This is a genomic window from Flavobacterium sp. (assembly GCF_030146175.1).
Taxonomy (GTDB): domain Bacteria; phylum Bacteroidota; class Bacteroidia; order Flavobacteriales; family Flavobacteriaceae; genus Flavobacterium.
On sequence record NZ_JASLCE010000061.1, the window covers coordinates 1 to 21,344 of the forward strand.

Sequence of the window (21,344 nt, forward strand, 5' to 3'; positions counted from 1 at the left end):
TTAACTCGATAACATAGAAATACGTTCCGTCTGGTAGTTCGCTTCCACCTTTCGATTGTCCAAACCACTGGTTGGTATAGCCGGTTCCGAAAGTGTAAACCTCAGCTCCGTATCGGTTAAAGATACCTAGCTTTTCTACGTTAAATCCGGTTAAATCAAAAGTATCGTTTAATCCGTCGTTGTTTGGCGAAATACCTTTTTGGATCTGACAGTATACCTGTTCAACAGTGTATGGTTGTTCTAAAGTACATCCCGAAGCCGTTGTTACTTTTACTCTGAATATAGCCGGAAGATTCGGTGTATTTGAAGTAAAGTATTCCGATACGTTAAATGTCGGACTGTCGTTTCCTACTGTCGTTCCATTACTATTCGTCCATTGGAAATGCGCACTACTCAGATCAAGATTGGTATCCGACGTTTGTACCGTCAATACAAATTGATTCGCAATACAGTCTCCGAAAATAGTAAACGTGAATGGCTCCTGTACGGTTACGGTCAATGTAGTCGTTTTAGCACATTGTCCGGCATCCGGTGTAAAGGTATAGGTTCCTGTTGCGGTATTGCTCACCGTTGCAGGTGACCAGGTTCCGGTGTATCCATCGATTGATGTCGTTGGTAATACCGGTGCTACACCACCTGAACAGATCGTAGGTACCGCTGCAAAACTTGGTTCCGGTGAAGGAATAACCGTGATGGTCATGGTTACCGGGCCACCACATTGTCCTGTTGTAGGTGTAAAGGTATACGTTCCCGTTGCGGTATTGCTCACTGTTGCCGGTGACCAGGTTCCGGCTACGCCTTCGATAGACGTTGTTGGTAAACTTGGTGCGGTACTGCCTTCGCAGAATGGCGCAATCTGGTTAAAGCTTGGTTGAACACCCGGATTAACAGTAACATTTACCGTTGCTGTTGCGCTACATCCGTTGTGGTTGATGGTTACGGTATAGGCTCCCGATTGTGATACCGTGATCGTTCCGGTTGTATCCGGTAGTGGACCGTTAGTATCGTGTGTCCAGGAATATACGACATCAGCAGGATTGTAATTGGTTGGAGTTACTACAATCTGACCACTTTGACCGGAACATAATGTGAAATCCGGAGTAATCGTAAACTGAGGTGTAAGATCCTGAACAATTAGGTTAAATGTTACAATCGTATGACATCCGGTAGCGTTGTTTTCTACCCGAACATAGATCGTCTCCTGATACTGTATGGTATTGGTATAGGTTGTTGGCGCTGTAATTGGGTTAACATCGCCTTCAGCATCTGCTTGCGAATTATGGAATGTAATGGTATAATCCGCCGGATTCAGAGTACCTAAGATCGCACTATTATTTGTGGTAAGATCGAATGTTGCAAATCCGGAAGCGTCACATACGGTCATGTTAGCCGGTGTATTCGCTGCGATTTGATCATAAAATTCTACCGAAAGGGTATCCGATTGCGAACAGGTTGTTCCATTGTATAAGGCACTAACCGTATAATCTCCTGTTTGCGTCACGGTTAATGATGGTCCGGTAGCACCTGGAATTACACCACCTGCTGCTGTCGACCATGTGAATGTGAAATCGGTTGGGTTTAATCCGGTGTCAATAGTATAGCTGTCACCATAACAAACCGCTGTTCCGTCTGCAATTAGTAAATCATCTCCAAGATCAACAGTACCAATGTTAAAACTTCCCGCTTTTAAGAATACGGCAGAGTCGAATTGGGTGTCGTTTCTATCGGCAATAACCAATTTGATATGATACGTCGTGTTTGGTGTTACAACCGATTGAGCTGTCATCACTACAGTTTGACCATTAAAGTTGATCGAAGCATCTTCTTCGTACGGTTCGCCGTTATAGGCTCCGAAATATTGTGCATTTACCGAAGCACAGCCTGTATTGTAGGCATTGTCTCTAATTCGCGTTACCGAAATCGGATCGTTTGTTCCCGGTACGATAGCCAGGTTCGTAGTAGTTCCGTTGGAATCGGTTAGGAAAAACGCAAATGCATCGGAGAAATCACATTGATACATTCCATATTCTTCCGATGCAAACAGGAAGTCAAAGCTTAACTGGTTGGTAATCGGTACGAAATCAAATTCCAGAATTGTCGCATTGCGATAGATGTATAAATCCGGGTCAAATCCAAGATTCATGATATAGTTGAGTAATTGTGTATCACCCGGCCAGGAATTTGTACCATCATTCAGGGTACTTGTATTTGGACCTTTGGCTTTTAAAGCATCACCTGTTGATAGGATAATTCCGCTTTCTAATGGGAAGTTGGATCCGTTACGGGTAAAGTAAGCGATACCATTCGGGTTACCGAAGTTTGTTCCGGTAGACCAGGTAATGTTGCTGATCTGCGCACAGGTAGAGCCGATCAATACATCCTGTACCAGTTGTGGAACCGTATACTGTGTATTGTTGGTTGCAATTGGTGGTGGTGGTGTCGCAACACATAAGTCAAAAGTACTGGTCTGACCCGGTGTGGAAGTATAAGTGTACACACGGATATAATAGGTCTGACCTACCACTAAGTTTTCTGCAATACTCGTTTCCGGATCGCTACAGTACAATTGTGTTAAGTTGCCACAAGTACCGGAATAAACCGCATGGTACATATCGCTTGTGCTTCCGCTTAGGTTTAATAGCTTGATGGAATGACGCGTGTTGGTAGCGGTAAATTGATACCATACATCGTCATCGGCCGTTCCACCACAAGTGTTTGGTTGCGTCGAAGCTGTTGCGCCAACTACAGTACCCGGAGTGGTTAGGGTACATACTTGTGTGTCGTTTACCGGTGCCTGAGTAGCAGCACTACATTCGTCGTTAACCGGTTTGGTTGTGAATTTTTTACGGAAGGACCAGTTACTCTTATCTGTCGGACTACAAATAGCTCGGACAAATACGTCATAAGAGGTCGATGGCGTTAATGTTCCTTCCGGAATTGTGTATGGTTTTACCGAAGTTGTAATTACACCCGGTGGATTCGCTCCCGGTGCCGGATCTCCAGCCGGAATAATCACGATTTCCCATTGTGTTGCAGTTCCCACTTCGGTCCAGTCAATCATCGCACCGGTTTGGGTGATGTTGGTAATGGTTACAGCCGTAGGTCGCGGACAGGTTGGTGGTGGTCCACAGGTAACGGTTGCATCCCAACCCGGAGCGGTTACAATCCCGTCTGATTCGAATACAAAAGTAATACAGCCACCTGGAACCGAAGATTCAAATGGTCCCGGAAGATTACCGTTTAAGTTTCCTGTAAAAACACCTATTGGTGTTCCGGTTGCGCTGCTGCCATCATAAACAGTAAGGAAATCGAATTGATTTTCAATGTTGAATTCATTAAACTCAATAGTAACAATATCGCCTGGATTTGCAGGGCAAATTGTAGTAGTGATGTTTGAGTTGTTACTGTAGTTGCCAGTTGCACCGCCGCTATCATAAAAATGATCCCCGGCACAATAATCCGGTAAGGTTCTTTGCGTTGCAGGTCCGGTCCAGTAACTGGAATCGGTAGGGCTACAAACAGCTCTTACATAAATATCATAGTTAGTATCCGATGATAACGAACCAATTACATGACTAGGATTGGTTGTTACGGTTATAATGCCTGATGTTGGAGGCGTTGTGTTTGGAGAAGGCGAACCAGCCGGAAGTGCGATTACTTCCCATGTTGTAGCGGTTCCTGCTTCTGTCCATGCTGCCTGAATCGAGTTGGCAGTAGCTCCTGAAGCCGTTAAAGCCGTAGGCTGTGGACACGTTGGCGGTACACAGTCGGTTGGACCGGTAAATAATAGCGAATCCTGAGATCCTGTTCCCGGAGGTTTGGTATAGGCCGTTACGCCAAAAGGAGTGATTACGGTAAGGCCTACTTCGGTAGGGTAACTACCATCCGGATTCCAGTAAACTTCATAGGGAATACCAGAACATAAAGGTACCTGTACGGTTACCGGATTGGTTCCGTCTGTTGCAGCCGGTCCGGTTAATGTCGCAATTACAACACCGTTTTGACGGATGTCGATCGTATTGCCATTCCATCCGTCACCGTAAGAATCCCTCATTACAAAAGAGAAGTTACAGGCATTATTACATAACGGTAATTGAAATGGTTTAGGCCCTGACCATTGGCTATAGGAGCCATCCGGACATTTTGCCCGTACATAATATTCATAGTTTGTACCGGCTGTTAAAGCAGCGCCGGCAAAAGTTGTGGTTGCATTAAACGGTAAAGCCGTTACGGTTGTTCCGGCCCCGGCTGGAACGCCTGCTCCCGGTGCTTGTACAACAACCTGCCATTCGGTAGCACCGCTTGGGTTACCCCAGGTTAAATCGGCAGAGGTCATATTTAATGTTCCTACCGCTAATGCCGTTGGTGGCGGACAGGTTACCTGTTGAATAACCAACGTATACGCTGTTGTTTGCGGAGATGCATTTGTAGAAATTAGGAAATAGTAGGTCGTACCTGTGGTAACCGGGAAGTTTGGTATATTTCGGATATTGGAGGTTGAATTCCCCACACCGGCCAAACAGCTGGTACCAATATTAGCACAGTTGTCATATACGAAAATACCCGAATAGGTAGCCGTTGGTGTCATTGAAATATCGATCATACCGGTGAATGTTGCCGTGTAAGCATAAACAACATCGTTACCGGTCAGGTAGTTGCCGGTTGCGCCACAACCCGTAGTACCCTGATCTCCTGAAATATGATTTCCATAATTCGTCGTATCATCAGTAGTGGAATACGGTAATGAGTTGATCATTATTGGTGCCGCACAAGTTTGTCCTAAAGATACGGTTGTAAAATAGAACGGTCCGGCCCAGTTACTTGGAATACCACCGGTACAAATAGAGCGCACTCGATATTGGTATACCGTTCCTGGTGTTAGATTTTGTGCGGTATACGGATTGGAATTAATGATTGTTCCTGTTCCGGTAAAACCGCCTGTAGAAGGGATTACTTCAATTTCCCATTGGGTCGATCCGCTTGGATTGTCCCACGAAAGTACTGCCGTATCGGTAGTAACCGTACCGGTAATACCGTTTGCAGGATCCAGACATTGTTGTACCAGATTGATATCGTCAATTAGAAAACGATCACCATCTGCTGAGGCACCGTTTTGGGTGTGCACTCTCACAAAGGCGATATAGACCTGTTGATTTGCCGGAACTAAATTGTTAAAGTTTACTACTTGTTCTACATAAGTACCCGGTGTAGGCGATATCGCTGTTTCCGATAGTTCGATGATTTGTGTTGTAAATGTAGATAAGTCCGTTTGAGAAGTTGTAGAAACTCGGATCTGTAGTTTGGATCCCTGATCGCCGGCGCGACCATGTTGTGCATAAAAACGTAATTGTCCATTAGCGGGGGCGGTAACTAATGGTGAAATCAGCCAGTCTTCTTCGGTATTGCCATTTCCGATGTTGACCCGTTCGACCATGGCTCCATAGTTCCCGGTGTGTGGTGGCGAAGTTGTGGAATTCAATGGGGTTCGAATCCACAGGTTTGCATTGGCGGGTCCCATTCCTATGCCGTTATGAGATATAACCCAGGTTCCTCCGGGGCCTGATGGTGGGAAAGCAGTGCCTTCAAATCCTTCAGGAAATACTTGGGAGAAACCCACAAAACTCAATAATGACATAAAAATTAGTAGTGTAATTTTTTTCATAATTTAATTTATTGTGAATTTTGGTATTAATATTTTTTAAATGTAAAGCAAATTTGATTAAAAAATTACGCTAATGTTAAAAATAACAAAATATTGTTTTTTATGTATGTTTTGTTACAAAAAAATAAAAGTGTTGTTTTTTTTAGTCTTTGCAGTCGATTTTTAAGTATTATAATTGAAAAGACCTGTTTTTTCAAGGGGTGGCGTTTTATTTGTGTTCCGTGATAAATGTTGGAAAAACGATACGGTTTTGTGTTTTTATAAAATTCCGATAGGGAAGCAGATCCAATACACCAAGCCAAACAAATGATTGACCAAGTCTTAAAAAAAGGAAAAGCGGGAGGGCTTAATTTAGTCGCTGTACAATAAAAAGATTCATTATGTTACACCGCTACTTTTTGTTTTTCGCCTTTTTTATACTATCCACGATTGCCAAAGCACAACCGGGATGGCGGGATTTTACAACGCGTTATTATTATACGATTTTAGATCGGGAAGGCAATGAAATTTCGTTTGTGAAAAACAAATCCTATCATATCATCATCGACAGTGTGCAGTACCGGTCGCCAGCTATTCCAAACGATTCCCTTCGGCCGGTTAAACCCTATCAACGGGAGGGATTTGATAATTATATCCGGATAAATGACTTTTCACTTCGGATTCCTCAGGGAAAGTACAACAGTTATGTTCCTCTGGAAATCAAAATTATTCACCAAAGGGATACGATGTACCTCAACCAGACGACCGGAATGGGAAGCGGGTTTTCGGAACGATTGCGGATTAATGGACAAAAAGATAGCGAAGACACAAAACCGGCTTCGGATTATACCTTACAGTTTATTGGTGGACACTATTATTTTCCGAATTGGGCGAAAACCTTATGGGGCAACAAACCTGATTTTATCGGAAAAGTAACACTGGAAAATTTTGAACAACGTCATTTTTGTATTCCTAAAACGTTATACGATTCGCTGGCATTACGGAAAGTAGACCATACAATCCGCGATCGGATAACGAAGCGCGCCGATGATTGTGTAGTACAGAATTTTATACAGGGTTATTTTTTGCTTGAAAAACGAATCGAACCGACACGATTCCACAATTCGGCTTTACCTTTTAAAGAACCCTATTGGGATGATGCGCTTAATCCGACAAGAGATAAAGATGTTTTTTTCGGACGGATACGCTATAGTAAAGATTCGCTCAATGAAAGTAATTGGAAATATGTGTTTTCACTTTATAACAAACGGGAGAATTCCATTCGGCATTGGTTTCCGGTAAAAGATATCCACTTGTTTAGCAGTGGCTATTTATATAAAAATCCATTTAATGGTATAATCTATCAGGAAGTGTGGCATATGGATAAGCAACAGACAACCCAAAAAGGCTATATTCCGCCCAGACGACAAGTGTATCAATCGGATGACGAAGGACAGACATGGAATGAAAGCCCAGAAATGACCAAAACTTTTGTGAAACACGATCTGGAGCATATTGAATTTCTGGATACCGATTTTGCAGTTGGTTACGGACGAAAAGAAGTGCAACATAAAACAAGAAAATACACCATTAACCGGGTAACCTATTACCTTTTAAAAAATGGAAAAGCAGTCGACTCAATACAAATGGCAACCGATTTCTATGAGGCTATTAATTATCTGGAACGCCATAATCACAGTTGGTTTGCGGTGAAAGACGCCATGGTGTTAGGAACCTGGAATTATAATTTTAGCGGATATTCCAAAAAAACGCACTTTCAGATTGTCCTTTTCAAAAATCAGAACGACTGGCAATTTAGAGTAGAAGAAATACAAGATTCTCGTTCTCCGTTCTTCGGTTCTGTAAAGAGGAACGAAGATATTTTTATAGGATATCATAATTTTCTCTTGATCAACAAAAAAGAACTGCGGTTTAAAAATGACTCCGGAACCTTGCGATTAAAAAATCAAATTGCCGATCATCCATGGAATTCCGGTGTTTTTATTCTTGAAAATGACTATCAGATTTACCTGTTGGATAACACCAATGGCTTTACCTATTTTTCCTTCGATCGTGGCAGGTCATGGTATATCTATCCGAAACCATTGGAACAACGGTCGGAGTATCAGTTTTTGGAAATTGATGACCAAGGTGTGATTTCGTTTTTTAATCCTTCAAAACTCTATAAAGCATTTTACAGTTTGGTACCAAAACCCTGGTGGGAATAATTGTGATCATAACACATAAAAGCGACAACACAGGTTGCGACTTTTGTGTGTTATTGCCTTTTAAAATAAACGATTACCAATTGACATACGTAAACTGGGTTTGCCAGGGTAGTCGTATCATACTGATTCCCCAGGATAGTTTGTCCATTAAAATATCCTGCGTTTTGCGCTCGACTGTAAGTGTCAGGCTGTCTACGGTTAATTTTCCGGGACGCTGAAAAAATTCGTGTTGTAACAATCCTACCGATGCCGTTTTCATAGCACTCCAGTTTTGTTGTACGGCTCCGATCACTTTTGCCGCTTCGGTTTTCTGCTTCCGCGTAAGCTTGACATGTCGGTTAATACTTTGATGCAACGGAATATTACACAAATACTTTTCGAAAAGCATTGCACTTTCGGGCTGATTGGTTTTTCCGGTAGCAATATAATGCAACAGATGAATACCGGTTTCCGGATCGGTTAGCGTATTCGTTTTGGGATCCATCAGATTGCAATGTTTAAAAAGATTAGCAATAAAAGGATGGATAAGCACAAGGCCTGCATTTTGTACCTGATGATCATTTGATACCTCATCGGTAAACGGGGTTTCCTGCTGTATAGTTTGAAATAACTCAGGAGTGATTTTATTTCGATCCGTTTTTTGGGATTCCTCTTTATCCGGATTCTTTTTGTCACTTTTGACGGTCTTGTTGGGCGTTTTGTTGTTTGTCTCGCGGAATGTACTATAGGAAACGCCTTGTTCGATAAAAGGAAAAATAGCGTTTATTTCATTCCAGATCTGTTCTTCGGTTTCCTGATTTTTGGCCGCTTTTAAGAGCGGTATTGTTTTGATAATTTGCTCAATTGTATGTGTTTCCGGATTGGCAACTTTGTTTGACGCGAGTATGGAAATGGTATGTAAAATTAAGGACCATAGCACTTTTCGATCGGCAAAAGAAGACCCGGAAAGTTGTTTTATAATAGCACTTTTCAGTGCGATTTTCAATCCTTTAGATTGTATCACAGCCAAACAGATTTGTGCGATCTGAGCATCGGTAAACTGATTGATAATGCGTTCCCGCACTTTTGGTTTTTGTAGGCTTGCTACAATTTTAGGAACAAAAGCTTTTTCGGAAATGATCTTTCGGAACGAAACGGATTCAAAAATAGCAGCCGATGTTTCATTCGTATTCCACCAAGGCATAGTGCCTTCTTCTATAAAATGAATAAAGGTGCGGAGCAATTTTTCGGTTTCGCCCAAAAAATGGATTTCGGGATTTTCGGTAGCATCATAATATTGATTTGAATTGTAGTCATGCTCATCACCATAACGCGGATTTTCGTTATGACTTTGTCCGTAGCGCGGATTTTGGCTCGGATGCTGATTTTGTCTATTACGCGAATTTTGATTATGACCTCCCTGGTTTTGACGTTGATTCTGGTTCTGGTTTTGCCCCTGATCTTGGTTACTACTTTGGCTTTGGTTCTGATTTTGTCCGCGACTTTGACTTTGTCCACCAGGTAAACCTTGATCATAGTTTAGATTCTGGTTCGGATTTTGCCCGTGATTTTGGTTTTGTCTATGACTTTGATTTTGACTTTGACTTTGCCCGTCATTCAGACTTTGTGAATCACTCCAATTTTGTTCGTAACCTTGATTTGGATCGCCAAACTGATTTTGATCATCGCTTTGATTCCGGCTTTGATCGTACTGCTGATCTTTGCTGTGTTTTGGGTTGTAACGCTGATTTAAACTTTGATTTCGCCGCTGACTCAGATACGGATTCAGATGCTGACCCGATCCGTTTTTTATGATTTCGGCAAGTTCTTTCCGGAACGATGTTATAATATCATTTTTTAATGTGGTATTCAATGACGATTCACGATGATTGATGTCGACAACCAATCGTGAAATCTGCAACGTGTGAGCCGGTATCTGAGCTTGTACCGTAGTAAGATGCTTTTCAAGTTTTGGAAAAACATCCATCGTCAAAAAACTACTGATGTCGTCTTTTATTTCATACGCTTTTTTCCTGTTGTTAACCGAAACTTCTATGACAACTTTATGTATAATATGGGTGTGTTCCACAGTAAATTTGTTTTATAAATCAGCTACTTCTAATTATTCGAATTCTCCTCCCCAAAAACCAGCCGGGCAACTGCTGTATTTTGACTTTTGTTTGGCACTAAGCCTACAGCCACAACCTCTTATAAAGCCTTCTTTTGGCATTTTCGAAACTTCTAATGTCAATGGCTCGATCCATCGTTGCGTGTCGCAACTGTTACCATTTTTTAAAGGACAGGCATTACAGATGCTTTCCCTTTTGGCAAAAATGTGCTCGTCGCTTTCATTTGTGAATCCGATTTTAGAACGAAACTCATTAAAATGACCATCCGCAATCTCATTGCGTTTGTGGAAAAGATTTTTAAAATTCATCGGGTTTAGTATTAAAATTATACCGCCAAAATTATTAGAAGTGATCGCATCAGACTAGTTATTAACCGGCTGGATTCTGTCTTTGCAGTAGATAGCCATTTGAAAAAAGGGGTAAAAAAGGGCGCAATCCTTTGCAATATATGGGGATGCGATAAGAAACAATAACCGTCGGTTTTGCGGTTCTGTTTTTTGTTAAAAGGAACAGACATTCGACCGTTTTTTTTGATGTAAGTGCGATGAGGTTCTTATGAAATGGTTCGTTTATGGATTTTATTAGCGGTTTTGCTGTAGTTGCACTATTAATATTGCCTTGTTTTCAATTTTAAAATATGACAAAAAGAGTTTTTTAAATTTTTAGTGGTGCGAATTGCCTCTTGAGTGCTTGGGTTTATGCGGGATTGCGGCCTAAAAGGGAGATGCGATTTTAGAGAACAGTACTGTTTTTAAAAAGCACTATATCAATGTGTTATAATTTATTTTTTATTGGCAGCAAGAAATGTTCGTAAAAACGACTTACTGCAAAGACAGTTTTACGGGGGCAAAATATTCGTTTTTTCGGAAGCTCTGATTGTATGTTTGCATCGTGATAATCAACAATAGAAAATTATGATTTATAAAGTATTAAAAGCATTAAGCGACAAGCTTGATCATGAACTAAATCTTCCGGATCCGGAGTGCCCGGTTCAGGAACCGGTAGATGTGGTGATTGATAGTATAGCAAAAGAAGATAATGATGCGACAGCGATTAGCAATAAGGTAGTCATTACATTGTTGAGTGCAGAGGAGGAATCGGCATTAAAAAATACATCAAGGTACGAACCGATTTATCCCGAAGGGTCTACTGTGCCTAGAGGATATAAGAAAAAGAATCCGACAGCTTATCTGAACTTGTATGTAATGGTTGCTGCAAACCGTGATAACTATGAAATCGCACTTCAGAATATTTCTAAAGTTATTCGAACCTTTCATACTGAAAAAACCTTTGTTAATGAAACACAGGGATTCAGTATAAAATTACAACTGCATCCGCTTCCTTTTGATCAGTTAAGTTATGTATGGGGATTGCTTGGAGGTAAAGTAATTCCGTCTGCTTTATACAAAATAAGCATTGTGAAAATCCAGAAAAAAGGAGAAACCTATCCGGAAATAATCGAGGATATCGATATCCTAAGAAGAGAAAAAAAAATCTAAGAAAATTATTATTAACCTAAATTTTTAAAACATGTCAGAATTTAAAACTCCGGGCGTTTTTATAGAGGAAATCCCAAAATTTCCGCCTTCTGTAGCTCAGGTAGAAACGGCAGTACCGTCATTTATCGGCTATACTGAAATAGCGGAAGACAAAAACAAAAAGACCTTAAAAATGGTGCCGACAAAGATCAGCTCTTTGATGGACTATGAAACGTATTTTGGTAAAGCCAACAAAGAAAGTATCAAATTACAAGATACTGTAGATCAAGGCTTGACCTTAGTAAAACCGAATGTGAAGTTCCTAATGTACTATTCTTTGCAAATGTATTTTGCAAATGGTGGTGGTCCGTGTTATATCGTGTCTGTAGGCGGTTATGACGACGACAACGTAGACAAAAGTGATTTGAAGTTGGGTCTGGAAGCTTCTGCTTTGCAGGAAGAATCGACAATTGTTGTTTTCCCAGATGCGGTATCATTAACCGATCAGGAAGAATTTTATGCCCTTTACCAGGATGCAATTGCACAGGCAGACGACTTAAAAAACAGATTCCTAATCATGGATACTTTCCTTGGTGAATCAAAAAGTGAAGATGAGGAAACTGGTTTTAATACGGTTGAATTTCTTCGAAACAGAATCGCACGAACAATGCATGCTGCAGCGTATTTCCCGCATTTGAAGACCGTATTAAATTACAGCTTCGATGAAGACGTAGCAATCGATCATGCCGGATTGCAGCCAGCCAATGCTACAGGTGGTTTCTTCGCAGCTTCTGTGGCCGATTTGAACGCGTTAAGTCTTCTTGCTACTGAGGAATTGACCGGAGTAACAGAAGAGGAGCCTGCAGATATAAAAATACTTATCGATATTGCGAAGAGTGTTATTGCTATCGTAGAAGAAGTGAATGTTACTGCTGATGGTAAAATTTCGTTAGTGGATGTTCAATCGTATTTACAAGATCTTCAGAATGAAGACGAAGATCGTAATGTAGCTGATATTACTGGATATATTACCACTTTAAAAAATGCAGTAAGTCTAGCACAGGACAAAAAAGGAGATGCACACGGATTAAAACTGGAGGCGTTAAAAACTACAAATTCCACTTTATACAATCAGATTAAAAAAGTAATCAGTGGACTAAATGTGGTATTACCGCCGTCGGCAACAATGGCTGGAGTATATGCTAAAGTTGATGGTACACAAGGAGTATGGAAATCACCGGCGAATTTAGGACTTAATTACGTAATCGCGCCAACCGAAAAGATTTCAAACAAAGAACAGGAAAGCTTAAACGTAGAACCAAACGGAAAATCGATTAATGCGATCCGTACATTCATCGGAAAAGGAAACCTGGTTTGGGGTGCAAGAACTTTCGATTCAGAAGACACGGAATGGAAATATATCTCGGTTCGTCGTCTTTTTGATATGGTTGAAAAATCAGTTGAAAATGCAATGCAGCGATTCGTTTTCGAAACCAATGACGCCAATACCTGGGTAAAAGCAAAAGCCATGATCGAAAACTACCTAAACCAGTTATGGATGAGTGGTGCCTTAGCGGGATCAACTCCGAAACAAGCCTACTACGTTATCGTTGGTAAAGAAACTACATCAGCTCAGGACGTTTTGGAAGGTAGAATGAACATTGAAATCGGTATGGCAGCCGTTCGCCCTGCAGAATTTATTGTGTTGAACTTCTCACACAAATTACAAGAAGCATAAAAATTAGATAAACAATTAAATACAGCAAATTATGAATGAATATCCATTAGCGAAGTTTTCCTTCGAAGTTGATTGGGGTGGAACAAAATTAGGTTTCACGGAGGTTACCGGAATGCAGATTGAAACTGACGTTACGGAATACAGACACGGAGCCAGCCCGGACTTCAGTAAAATCAAAATGCCAGGACTTAGAAAGTTCTCGAACATCACGTTAAAACGTGGTTCTTTCAAAAGCGATAACGAGTATTTTACTTGGTTGAACACCATCAACCTGAATACAGTAGAGCGTCGTTCGGTTACGATTTCACTTTTAGACGAAACGGGAGCACCGGCAATTACTTGGAAAGTGAAAAACGCATTCCCTGTTAAATTACAGGCGACTGACTTAAAAGCGGATGCAAGTGAAGTGGCTATCGAAACGTTAGAGATCGCTCACGAAGGATTAACAATCGAAAACAATTAATAAATAACTTTTAAATTAAAACACATGAATTACAAAACACCAGGGGTTTACGTAGAGGAAATTGCAAAATTCCCACCATCAGTGGCGCAAGTAGAAACAGCTATTCCTGCTTTTATTGGATATACTGAAAAAGGACCAAAAAACGACCCAACAAGAATTTCTTCCTTAATGGAGTATACTGCACTTTTTGGAGGTGCAGAATTTGAAAAAACAGCAATTACATTAGACGTCCTTGATGAAGTAGCTACTGCAACTGTAGCGGCAGCCACTTTAAGTAAATTTAAAATGTACTACTCTTTGCAAATGTATTTTGCAAATGGCGGTGGTCCTTGTTATATCGTTGCTGTAAATCATTATAAAACAGGTACTTCAGTAAATGATGTGAAATTAGAGGAGTTGGTAGCCGGACTTGACCTATTGGAAAAAGAAGATGAGCCAACATTAGTAGTATATCCAGAAGCTGAAGCTTTAGGGCAAATTGACGCTTGTGCTTTATACGTGAGTTCATTAAATCATGCAGAAAAAATGGGCGACCGTTTTGTGATTATGGATGTAATTGGGGATCATGAAATTTTCAGAACTAAAGTTGAAACAACCGGTTTAAAATACGGTGCTGCTTATCATCCAAAATTAGAAACGGTTTTGAGTTACAACTATAAAGACGAAGATGTTGTAATTTCTACTTATAAAAAGACACTTCCAAACGGAACAACACAAGCTGTAGCGGATGCACCGGGACTTCTTAGTGCATTAAAAGGAAATAACTCTGCTTTATACAACCAGGCTAAAAAAGCAATTGCTGCACAACGCGTGGTTTTAGCACCATCTTCATCAATCGCTGGAGTATATGCAAAAGTAGACAGCACTTCTGGAGTGTGGAAAGCACCGGCAAACATTGGTCTTAACTATGTAGTGGCTCCGGTTGAGAAAATTTCACATAAACAACAGGAAAGCTTAAACGTTGACTCTAAAGCTGGAAAATCAATCAATGCAATCCGTACATTCAACGGTAGAGGTACTTTAGTTTGGGGTGCAAGAACATTTGACGGAAACAGCAACGAATGGAGATATGTATCGGTACGTCGTTTCTTTAACATGGTTGAAGAATCAGTTAAAAACGCAACAGAACGTTTTGTATTTGATGCTAACGATGCTAAAACATGGACACGTGTGAAAGCAATGATCGAAAATTTCCTTAACCAACAATGGATGAGTGGTGCTTTAGCGGGATCAACTCCGGAACAAGCTTACTACGTGAGCGTTGGTTTAAACGAAACGATGTCGGCTCAGGATATTTTAGAAGGTAGAATGATCGTTGAAATCGGTATGGCGGCTGTTCGTCCTGCAGAATTTATCGTGTTACGCTTTTCACACAAATTACAAGAAGCATAAAAATTAGATAACAATTAAATACAAAAAATTATGAATGAATATCCATTAGCAAAGTTTTCCTTCGAAGTTGATTGGGGTGGAACGAAATTAGGTTTCACGGAAGTTACCGGAATGCAGATTGAAACTGACGTTACGGAATACAGACACGGAGCGAGCCCGGACTTCAGTAAAATCAAAATGCCAGGACTTAGAAAATTCTCGAACATCACATTAAAACGTGGTTCTTTCAAAAGCGATAACGAGTATTTTACTTGGTTGAACACCATCAACTTGAATACAGTTGAGCGTCGTTCGGTTACGATTTCTCTTTTAGACGAAACCGGAGCACCGGCCATTACATGGAAAGTGAAAAACGCATTCCCTGTTAAATTACAGGCTACCGATTTGAAAGCGGACGCAAGTGAAGTTGCTATCGAAACGTTAGAGATTGCTCACGAAGGATTAACTATTGAAAATAACTAGTCATGGCAGGCTTATATCCTCCAACAAGCTTTTCGTTTACAGTTAGCGGAGTAGCATCAGAGGGTATTGACTCCAGATTTCAATCTGTATCTGGATTATCTACAGAAATTGGAACTGAGGAGTATGCAGAAGGAGGTGAGAACCGATTTGTTCATCAACTTCCACTGCGTCCAAAATATCCTAATTTAGTTTTAAAGCGTGGGCTTGTAGAAGACTCCGGATTGATTGAATGGTGTAGAGCTGCCATGGAACGATTCGAGTTCGCCCCCAAAGATTTAGTCATCACACTTTCTGGTGGAGCTGATTCGACAGCACCATCGATGTCTTGGAATGTTGTAGGCGCATATCCGGTAAAATGGGATGTGTCCGAATTTAATGCTGAAGAAAGTAAGCTGGCTATTGAAACGATAGAACTCAAATATAGATATTACACAATACCTTAAGCAAGCGACCTAAGCTTGTAATTTGAATAGCAAAACTAAACACATAAAGTGTATTAGTTAAAGGTAAAATCTTAACTAAATCTTTTTTAAAAAAAAGGCAACAGTTTGATTGTTAAAATCAACCTGAATGGACGCTTTATGTGTTTGGTTTTTTAATAAATAGCGCTTTAAGGTGCTTATTGTCAGTATTTAAAGCGTTTACTAATCCATTAAAAGCAAACGAAATGCCAATAGAAATAAAAGAACTCCATATTAAGATAAATGTGGACGATAATGCATCCGGTACGACAACTGCCACATCGGCAGATAAGGAAGGAATCATGCGGGCAATCAGCGAAAGCGTAGAACAAATAGTAACTATTGAACAACGTAAAAAAGAAAGATAATGGGAGGATCAATTCAAAAATTAACTATTGGAACCTATAAAGATTCAAACTATGAAACCAGAATCTTGATGGGCGCTTTTAAAGCTTTTATCAATCCTGCAGGTTTTTCCATGACCTATAAATCAAATTTTTCTTCAGAACAAGCACAGGGTAATTCCAAAGCGAGTTTGAAATACGCCAATTCGCTTCCGTCTGATCTACAATTAGATTTTCTTTTTGATGGAACAGGGGTATCAGAGGCAAATGCCGTAAATAAGGCACTGAGTAGTGCCGCTCAAAAAGCGGGACAAGGATCAGCATTCGCAGCGGCTGCAGTGGCAAAACAGATAAAAGATTTTTATAAGGCTACAGGACAACTTGAAGGATCGATTCATAAACCCTATAATGTTATTATAAACTGGGGTGATTTTGAATTTCTGGGAATTCTGTCGGAGTTTACCATCGAATATAAATTATTCAACAATGAAGGAAGGCCGTTACGAGCCATCGGAAAAGCAAAATTCTCAGAATCCATTAGTCCGGAACTCGCTGCAAAATCAGATAAACTAAACTCGCCCGATCTTACCCATAAACGAACGGTAGTAGATGGTGATACACTGCCTTTGATGACCGAAAGAATTTATGGAGACTCCAAATACTATTTAGAAGTTGCCAAAGTAAACGGTATTATCGATTTCAGGCAATTAATTCCCGGACAAGAATTATTCTTTCCACCTATAGCAAAAATATCTTAAGATGAATAATAGCGGCTACATACAAACAGCAAAAACTCCCGACCTGATAACCTATAAAGTGATGTCTGGAGACACAGAACTGCCCGTTCAATACGGCGTAAAAAGTATTGTGGTAGAAAAAGAAGTGAATAGGATTCCACATGCCCGCATTGTTATTTTAGATGGAAGTGCTCCGGATCAGGACTTTAAACTAAGTAGTGAAAACTTACTAATCCCGGGAAAGGAAATTGAAATTACGGTCGGATACCATTCCAAAGAAGAAACCATTTTTAAAGGTGTTGTGGTCAAACATAACTTAAAAGTTAAAAACGGATCGACCTACCTGATTGTAGAGTGTAAAGACAAAGCGGTCAAAATGACGTTGGGAAGAAAAAGCAAGTATTTCTACGAAAGTAAAGACAGCGATATTATCGAAGAACTGATTGGAAATAGTGGCGCCAGTGCAGATGTCGAAGCGACAGCAAAAACGCATAAGGAATTGGTACAATACCGTGCTTCCGATTGGGATTTTATGGTAACCCGCGCACAGGCCAATGGTAAACTTTGTTTTGTAGACGACGGAACCGTTAAAGTAGCCAAACCCAAAGTGAGCGGCGAAGCGGTAGAAACCGTAGTCTTTGGTTCTTCTATTCATGAATTTGAAGGAGAAATCGACGCCAGAGATCAGTTTAGTAAGATCACCGCTACTTCGTGGAGTTATGCCGATCAGGAAATCGTAGAAGCAGAAGCGCAGGATCCTGCCATTGCACTCAATGGTGACTTATCGCCAAGTGATCTGGCTGGTGTTTTCGGAATCGAAGACCTGCAATTGCGACACGGAGGTAAGATCACTCAGGAAGAATTACAAGACTGGAGCGATGCCAAAGCTGTTTTTCAGCAATTAGCAAAAACACGCGGAACGGTAAAGTTTCAAGGGATTTCAAAAGTAAAACCAGGCGTCTTATTAAAATTAGAAGGTTTAGGAACCCGATTTAACGGTACCATTTATGTTACAGGCGTACGCCATGAAGTTGCAGAAGGAAACTGGTTGGTAACCGCACAATTTGGGCTAACACCAACATGGTTTTCAGAAACCTATGACGTGAGCGAAATGCCGGGATCCGGAATTATGCCAGCCATTAGCGGATTACATGTTGGAGTAGTGTCACAATTGGAATCGGATCCGGATGGAGATGACCGAATTCTGGTGCAAATACCAATTATTAACAATGAAGAAGAAGGAATCTGGTGTCGTGTAGCAACACTTGATGCCGGAGAAAACAGAGGCTCTTTTTTCCGACCGGAAATTGGGGATGAGGTTATTATTGGTTTTATAAACGACGATCCAAACGATGCTGTAGTCCTGGGAATGTTGCACAGTAGTGCCAAACCGGCACCGATAACAGCCACCGACGACAATCATGAAAAAGGATTCGTGACCCGAAGTGAAATGAAAATGATTTTCAATGATGATAAAATCTCCTATACACTTGAAACACCGGCTGGTAAGAAAGTGATTTTAGACGAAGATGCCGATATTATAAAGATTGAAGATGAACATTCGAACGTACTCACCTTTAAGAGTGATGGTATTACGATGGAAAGTGCAGGAGATATTAAAATTAAAGCCTCCGGAGATGTAAGCATCGAAGGAACCAATGTAAAACTGAAAGCCAGTGCACAGTTTAAAGCCGAAGGAAGTTCCGGTTCGGAAGTATCCTCAGGAGCGGTAACTGTAGTCAAAGGATCGCAGGTAAAAATCAACTAAAAAAGCGATAAGGATCGCGATGACGGAGAAGTGATGCAGCGGAAGCGATGTCTTACGAACTGAAAAAATTATAACGAACAATATATGAAACCAGCAGCACGAATCACAGATATGCATACCTGCCCGATGGTTACAGGAAATGTACCTCACGTAGGCGGACCTATATTGCCGGCCGGCGAACCGACAGTATTAATTGGCGGAATGCCCGCAGCAAGAGTAGGCGACAAAGCAGTCTGTACCGGTCCACCCGACACGATAGCAGCCGGATCATCGACCGTTTTAATAGGCGGAAAACCGGCAGCAAGACAAGGCGATACTACAGCACATGGAGGTGTTATAGCGGCCGGTCTGCCCACTGTGTTAATTGGGGGATAATGCTGCATAATGCTATTTAAACTCAGTAAGGGCTACCGCATTCGGCCTGCCTGAAAACTGAAACAGCTATAACCACACCGCGGTAAACAAAGGCATCAGATTACCGATAAACTATTACAATAAAAAAATATATAAAGAACAGTATGAAAATAAATACAGATTTTTTAGGAATAGGTTGGAGCTTTCCGCCTGAGTTTAATAAAGCAGAAGGAGGCGTGACGATGACTACTGATGTTGAAGATATCAATAACAGTTTAATAATCCTTTTGTCTACGCGACCAGGAGAACGTGTTATGTTTCCAAACTATGGCTGTGATTTACAGGAAATGCTTTTTAAGCCCCTGGAACTAACACTAATCACACAAATGAAAGGTATTATTGAACGCGCCATCTTGTACCACGAGCCCCGAATCAATATTATCAGTATTGAAATTGATACTACAGAAGAACTGGAAGGACAGGTGTTGATACATATCGATTATGAAGTAAGAAATACCAATACGAGAAGCAATGTTGTTTTCCCTTTCTATAAAGGAGAAGCCACAGCAATCTAAACGACTTGTAATTACTGTAACCCAATTCGATTTTGCCAGAATAGTTTACATCAAGTAGTGCATCTGACCATAGAAAATTAAATATAAACAAATGAAAAAAATAGATACATTTTCGCATTATCGTGACGGAAAATCACAAATGCAACGCTTTTTAACAGAACTTGATCCCAGTAATCTTGAATTGCACGATTTCGATTTGTTTGATTGGCTACTCTTTGCAAACAATTTTGCCACTCATGTAAATTATTTTGATAAAAATGATGCAACAACACCAAACGGAACCTGGGAAGGCTTTTTTTTAGGTGCCGATGATTATTCCATTCCGCGTAGGGAAAGTGTTGCTTACAAAAGCCTGAAAAAAGAGGTTACAGAACTTGTCGCTCAATTTGAGAAAGACGGAAGTCTTACGCCTCACATGACGTTATTTATCTGCTTTATTAAGTTGATGGATTTTTCGAAAAAGGCACTTAATAATCTTACCAAAAGACATTTGGATTTCTATTACAATGAAATCCTTCAGATCGAAAAACAAGATGCCCAATCGGATAAAGTCTATGTGATTTTCGAATTAGCCAAAAAAGCAATCCAAGAAAGAGTGCCGGAAGGTACCTTGCTTGATGCCAAAAAAGATGCAACAGGTAAAAAACGTGTTTTTAAAACCGATAAAGAACTTATTGCCAGTCAGGCAAAAGTGGTTGAACTTAAAAGCTTTTTAAACGATAAAACAAAAAAAGAATTAAAAATAGCCCGTGCGGTAAATACCTTAGACGGAATTGCCGAAAAATTAACGGAAACCAGCAATTACTGGTGGCCTTTTGGATACAATTCGGTGGAATCCAAAAAGGAGAACTCGGACTTTAAAGAACTTGAAAACGCCAAACTGGGTTTTTCAATCGCTTCCTCATTGCTAAATTTAAAAGAAGGGGAACGTACCGTAACGGTTACGATTAGCTTTAAAGATAACGGAACTTCAAAATTAGGAGGGTTAACGCTTACTGAAATTGAAAACAATATCAAATTGCTTTACAGTGGTGAAAAAGAATGGGTGTCCGGTAGCGCAATAAGATGTATTACAAACGATGCTAAAAGTCTACAGTTATCCTTTACGTTAACGAAAAACTTCCCGGCCGTAGTGAGCTACAATAAAGAAGTGTTGGGTGGAACATTCCTGACCAATTTTGCTATTGCGCGATTTATGATCGAAGGCAATAAGTATTATGAATTGTATGAAGCACTGGCTGAGAAAGAAATCCAAAACGTTGATATTGCCGTTGATGTAAAAGGGGTAAAATCCGTTTTGATTGAAAACGATAACAGTACGCTAAATCCGGAAAAAGATTGTTTCCCATTTACCGCACAACCGGTAACAGGATCTAATTTTTTTATCAAATATCCGGAGATGTTTGCTAAAAAATGGGATAAAGCATCGATTACAATCGATTGGAAAAACACGCCGGAATCGATACGAGATCTTTATCAAGGCTATACGATTAAACCCAATATTGTTGTTTCGAAAAATTCGTTTAGCGCTGCTAAAACGAAGAGTTCCGTTGTGGTTCAAGACGATCATTTTAAAGCAAATGCTTTTCTTTTAG

The 21,344-nt window shown here is 40.5% G+C and carries 15 protein-coding genes and 1 pseudogene; 13 read left to right on the top strand and 3 right to left on the bottom strand.

Translation table 11 applies throughout. From position 1 onward, the window contains the following. Positions 1-5,662, bottom strand: a 5,662-nt coding sequence (locus tag Q1R07_RS07295) for a choice-of-anchor L domain-containing protein (protein WP_300487945.1), incomplete at its 3' end; no start/stop codon positions are given. Positions 5,663-6,042: 380 nt separating this feature from the next. Between Q1R07_RS07295 and Q1R07_RS07300 the strand changes: the two genes are divergently transcribed. Beyond that, on the top strand, positions 6,043-7,869 hold the full coding sequence (locus Q1R07_RS07300) for a hypothetical protein (protein ID WP_300487947.1): 1,827 nt from the start codon (positions 6,043-6,045) through the stop codon (positions 7,867-7,869). 73 nt (positions 7,870-7,942) lie between these two features. On the opposite strand, the gene Q1R07_RS07305 is transcribed toward Q1R07_RS07300, so the two are convergent. Next, positions 7,943-9,937: a contractile injection system tape measure protein gene (locus Q1R07_RS07305; RefSeq protein WP_300487950.1), complete on the bottom strand. Its 1,995-nt coding sequence runs from the start codon at positions 9,935-9,937 to the stop codon at positions 7,943-7,945. A 33-nt stretch (positions 9,938-9,970) separates the two neighbouring features. Further along, positions 9,971-10,285 carry a hypothetical protein gene (locus Q1R07_RS07310; protein ID WP_300487953.1) on the bottom strand — a complete coding sequence of 105 codons (315 nt, stop codon included), beginning with the start codon at positions 10,283-10,285 and terminating at the stop codon, positions 9,971-9,973. A gap of 606 nt (positions 10,286-10,891) precedes the next feature. Here Q1R07_RS07310 and Q1R07_RS07315 point away from each other — a divergent pair. The 12 genes and pseudogenes from Q1R07_RS07315 to Q1R07_RS07370 all read left to right on the top strand — a co-directional run. After that, positions 10,892-11,476, top strand: a complete 585-nt coding sequence (locus Q1R07_RS07315) for a DUF4255 domain-containing protein (protein WP_300487956.1) — start codon at positions 10,892-10,894, stop codon at positions 11,474-11,476. A 31-nt stretch (positions 11,477-11,507) separates the two neighbouring features. Continuing rightward, positions 11,508-13,193, top strand: coding sequence for a phage tail sheath C-terminal domain-containing protein (locus tag Q1R07_RS07320; protein WP_300487959.1), 1,686 nt, complete (start codon positions 11,508-11,510; stop codon positions 13,191-13,193). Between the two features lie 31 nt (positions 13,194-13,224). Further along, positions 13,225-13,656, top strand: coding sequence for a phage tail protein (locus Q1R07_RS07325; RefSeq protein ID WP_300487962.1), 432 nt, complete (start codon positions 13,225-13,227; stop codon positions 13,654-13,656). 24 nt (positions 13,657-13,680) lie between these two features. Further along, positions 13,681-15,048, top strand: coding sequence for a phage tail sheath C-terminal domain-containing protein (locus Q1R07_RS07330; RefSeq protein WP_300487965.1), 1,368 nt, complete (start codon positions 13,681-13,683; stop codon positions 15,046-15,048). A gap of 30 nt (positions 15,049-15,078) precedes the next feature. Continuing rightward, positions 15,079-15,510, top strand: a complete 432-nt coding sequence (locus tag Q1R07_RS07335; RefSeq protein WP_300487962.1) for a phage tail protein — start codon at positions 15,079-15,081, stop codon at positions 15,508-15,510. A gap of 2 nt (positions 15,511-15,512) precedes the next feature. Further along, a complete protein-coding gene (locus tag Q1R07_RS07340) occupies positions 15,513-15,953 on the top strand; it encodes a phage tail protein (RefSeq protein WP_300487968.1) in 441 nt (146 codons plus the stop codon). 224 nt (positions 15,954-16,177) lie between these two features. Continuing rightward, complete coding sequence (locus Q1R07_RS07345; protein WP_300487971.1) at positions 16,178-16,339, top strand: DUF5908 family protein; 162 nt, start codon at positions 16,178-16,180, stop codon at positions 16,337-16,339. Continuing rightward, the gene (locus Q1R07_RS07350; protein WP_300487974.1) at positions 16,339-17,073 is read left to right on the top strand and encodes a LysM peptidoglycan-binding domain-containing protein; all 735 of its coding nucleotides are present in this window, start codon (positions 16,339-16,341) and stop codon (positions 17,071-17,073) included. Before Q1R07_RS07345 ends, Q1R07_RS07350 begins: the two co-directional genes overlap by 1 nt. A gap of 1 nt (position 17,074) precedes the next feature. Further along, positions 17,075-18,820: a type VI secretion system tip protein VgrG gene (gene vgrG / locus Q1R07_RS07355; RefSeq protein WP_300487977.1), complete on the top strand. Its 1,746-nt coding sequence runs from the start codon at positions 17,075-17,077 to the stop codon at positions 18,818-18,820. A gap of 84 nt (positions 18,821-18,904) precedes the next feature. After that, on the top strand, positions 18,905-19,195 hold the full coding sequence (locus Q1R07_RS07360) for a PAAR domain-containing protein (protein ID WP_300487980.1): 291 nt from the start codon (positions 18,905-18,907) through the stop codon (positions 19,193-19,195). A gap of 143 nt (positions 19,196-19,338) precedes the next feature. Then, a complete protein-coding gene (locus Q1R07_RS07365; protein ID WP_300487983.1) occupies positions 19,339-19,749 on the top strand; it encodes a GPW/gp25 family protein in 411 nt (136 codons plus the stop codon). A 91-nt stretch (positions 19,750-19,840) separates the two neighbouring features. Next, positions 19,841-21,344 (top strand): annotated as a pseudogene (locus Q1R07_RS07370) (phage baseplate protein); the annotation flags it as partial.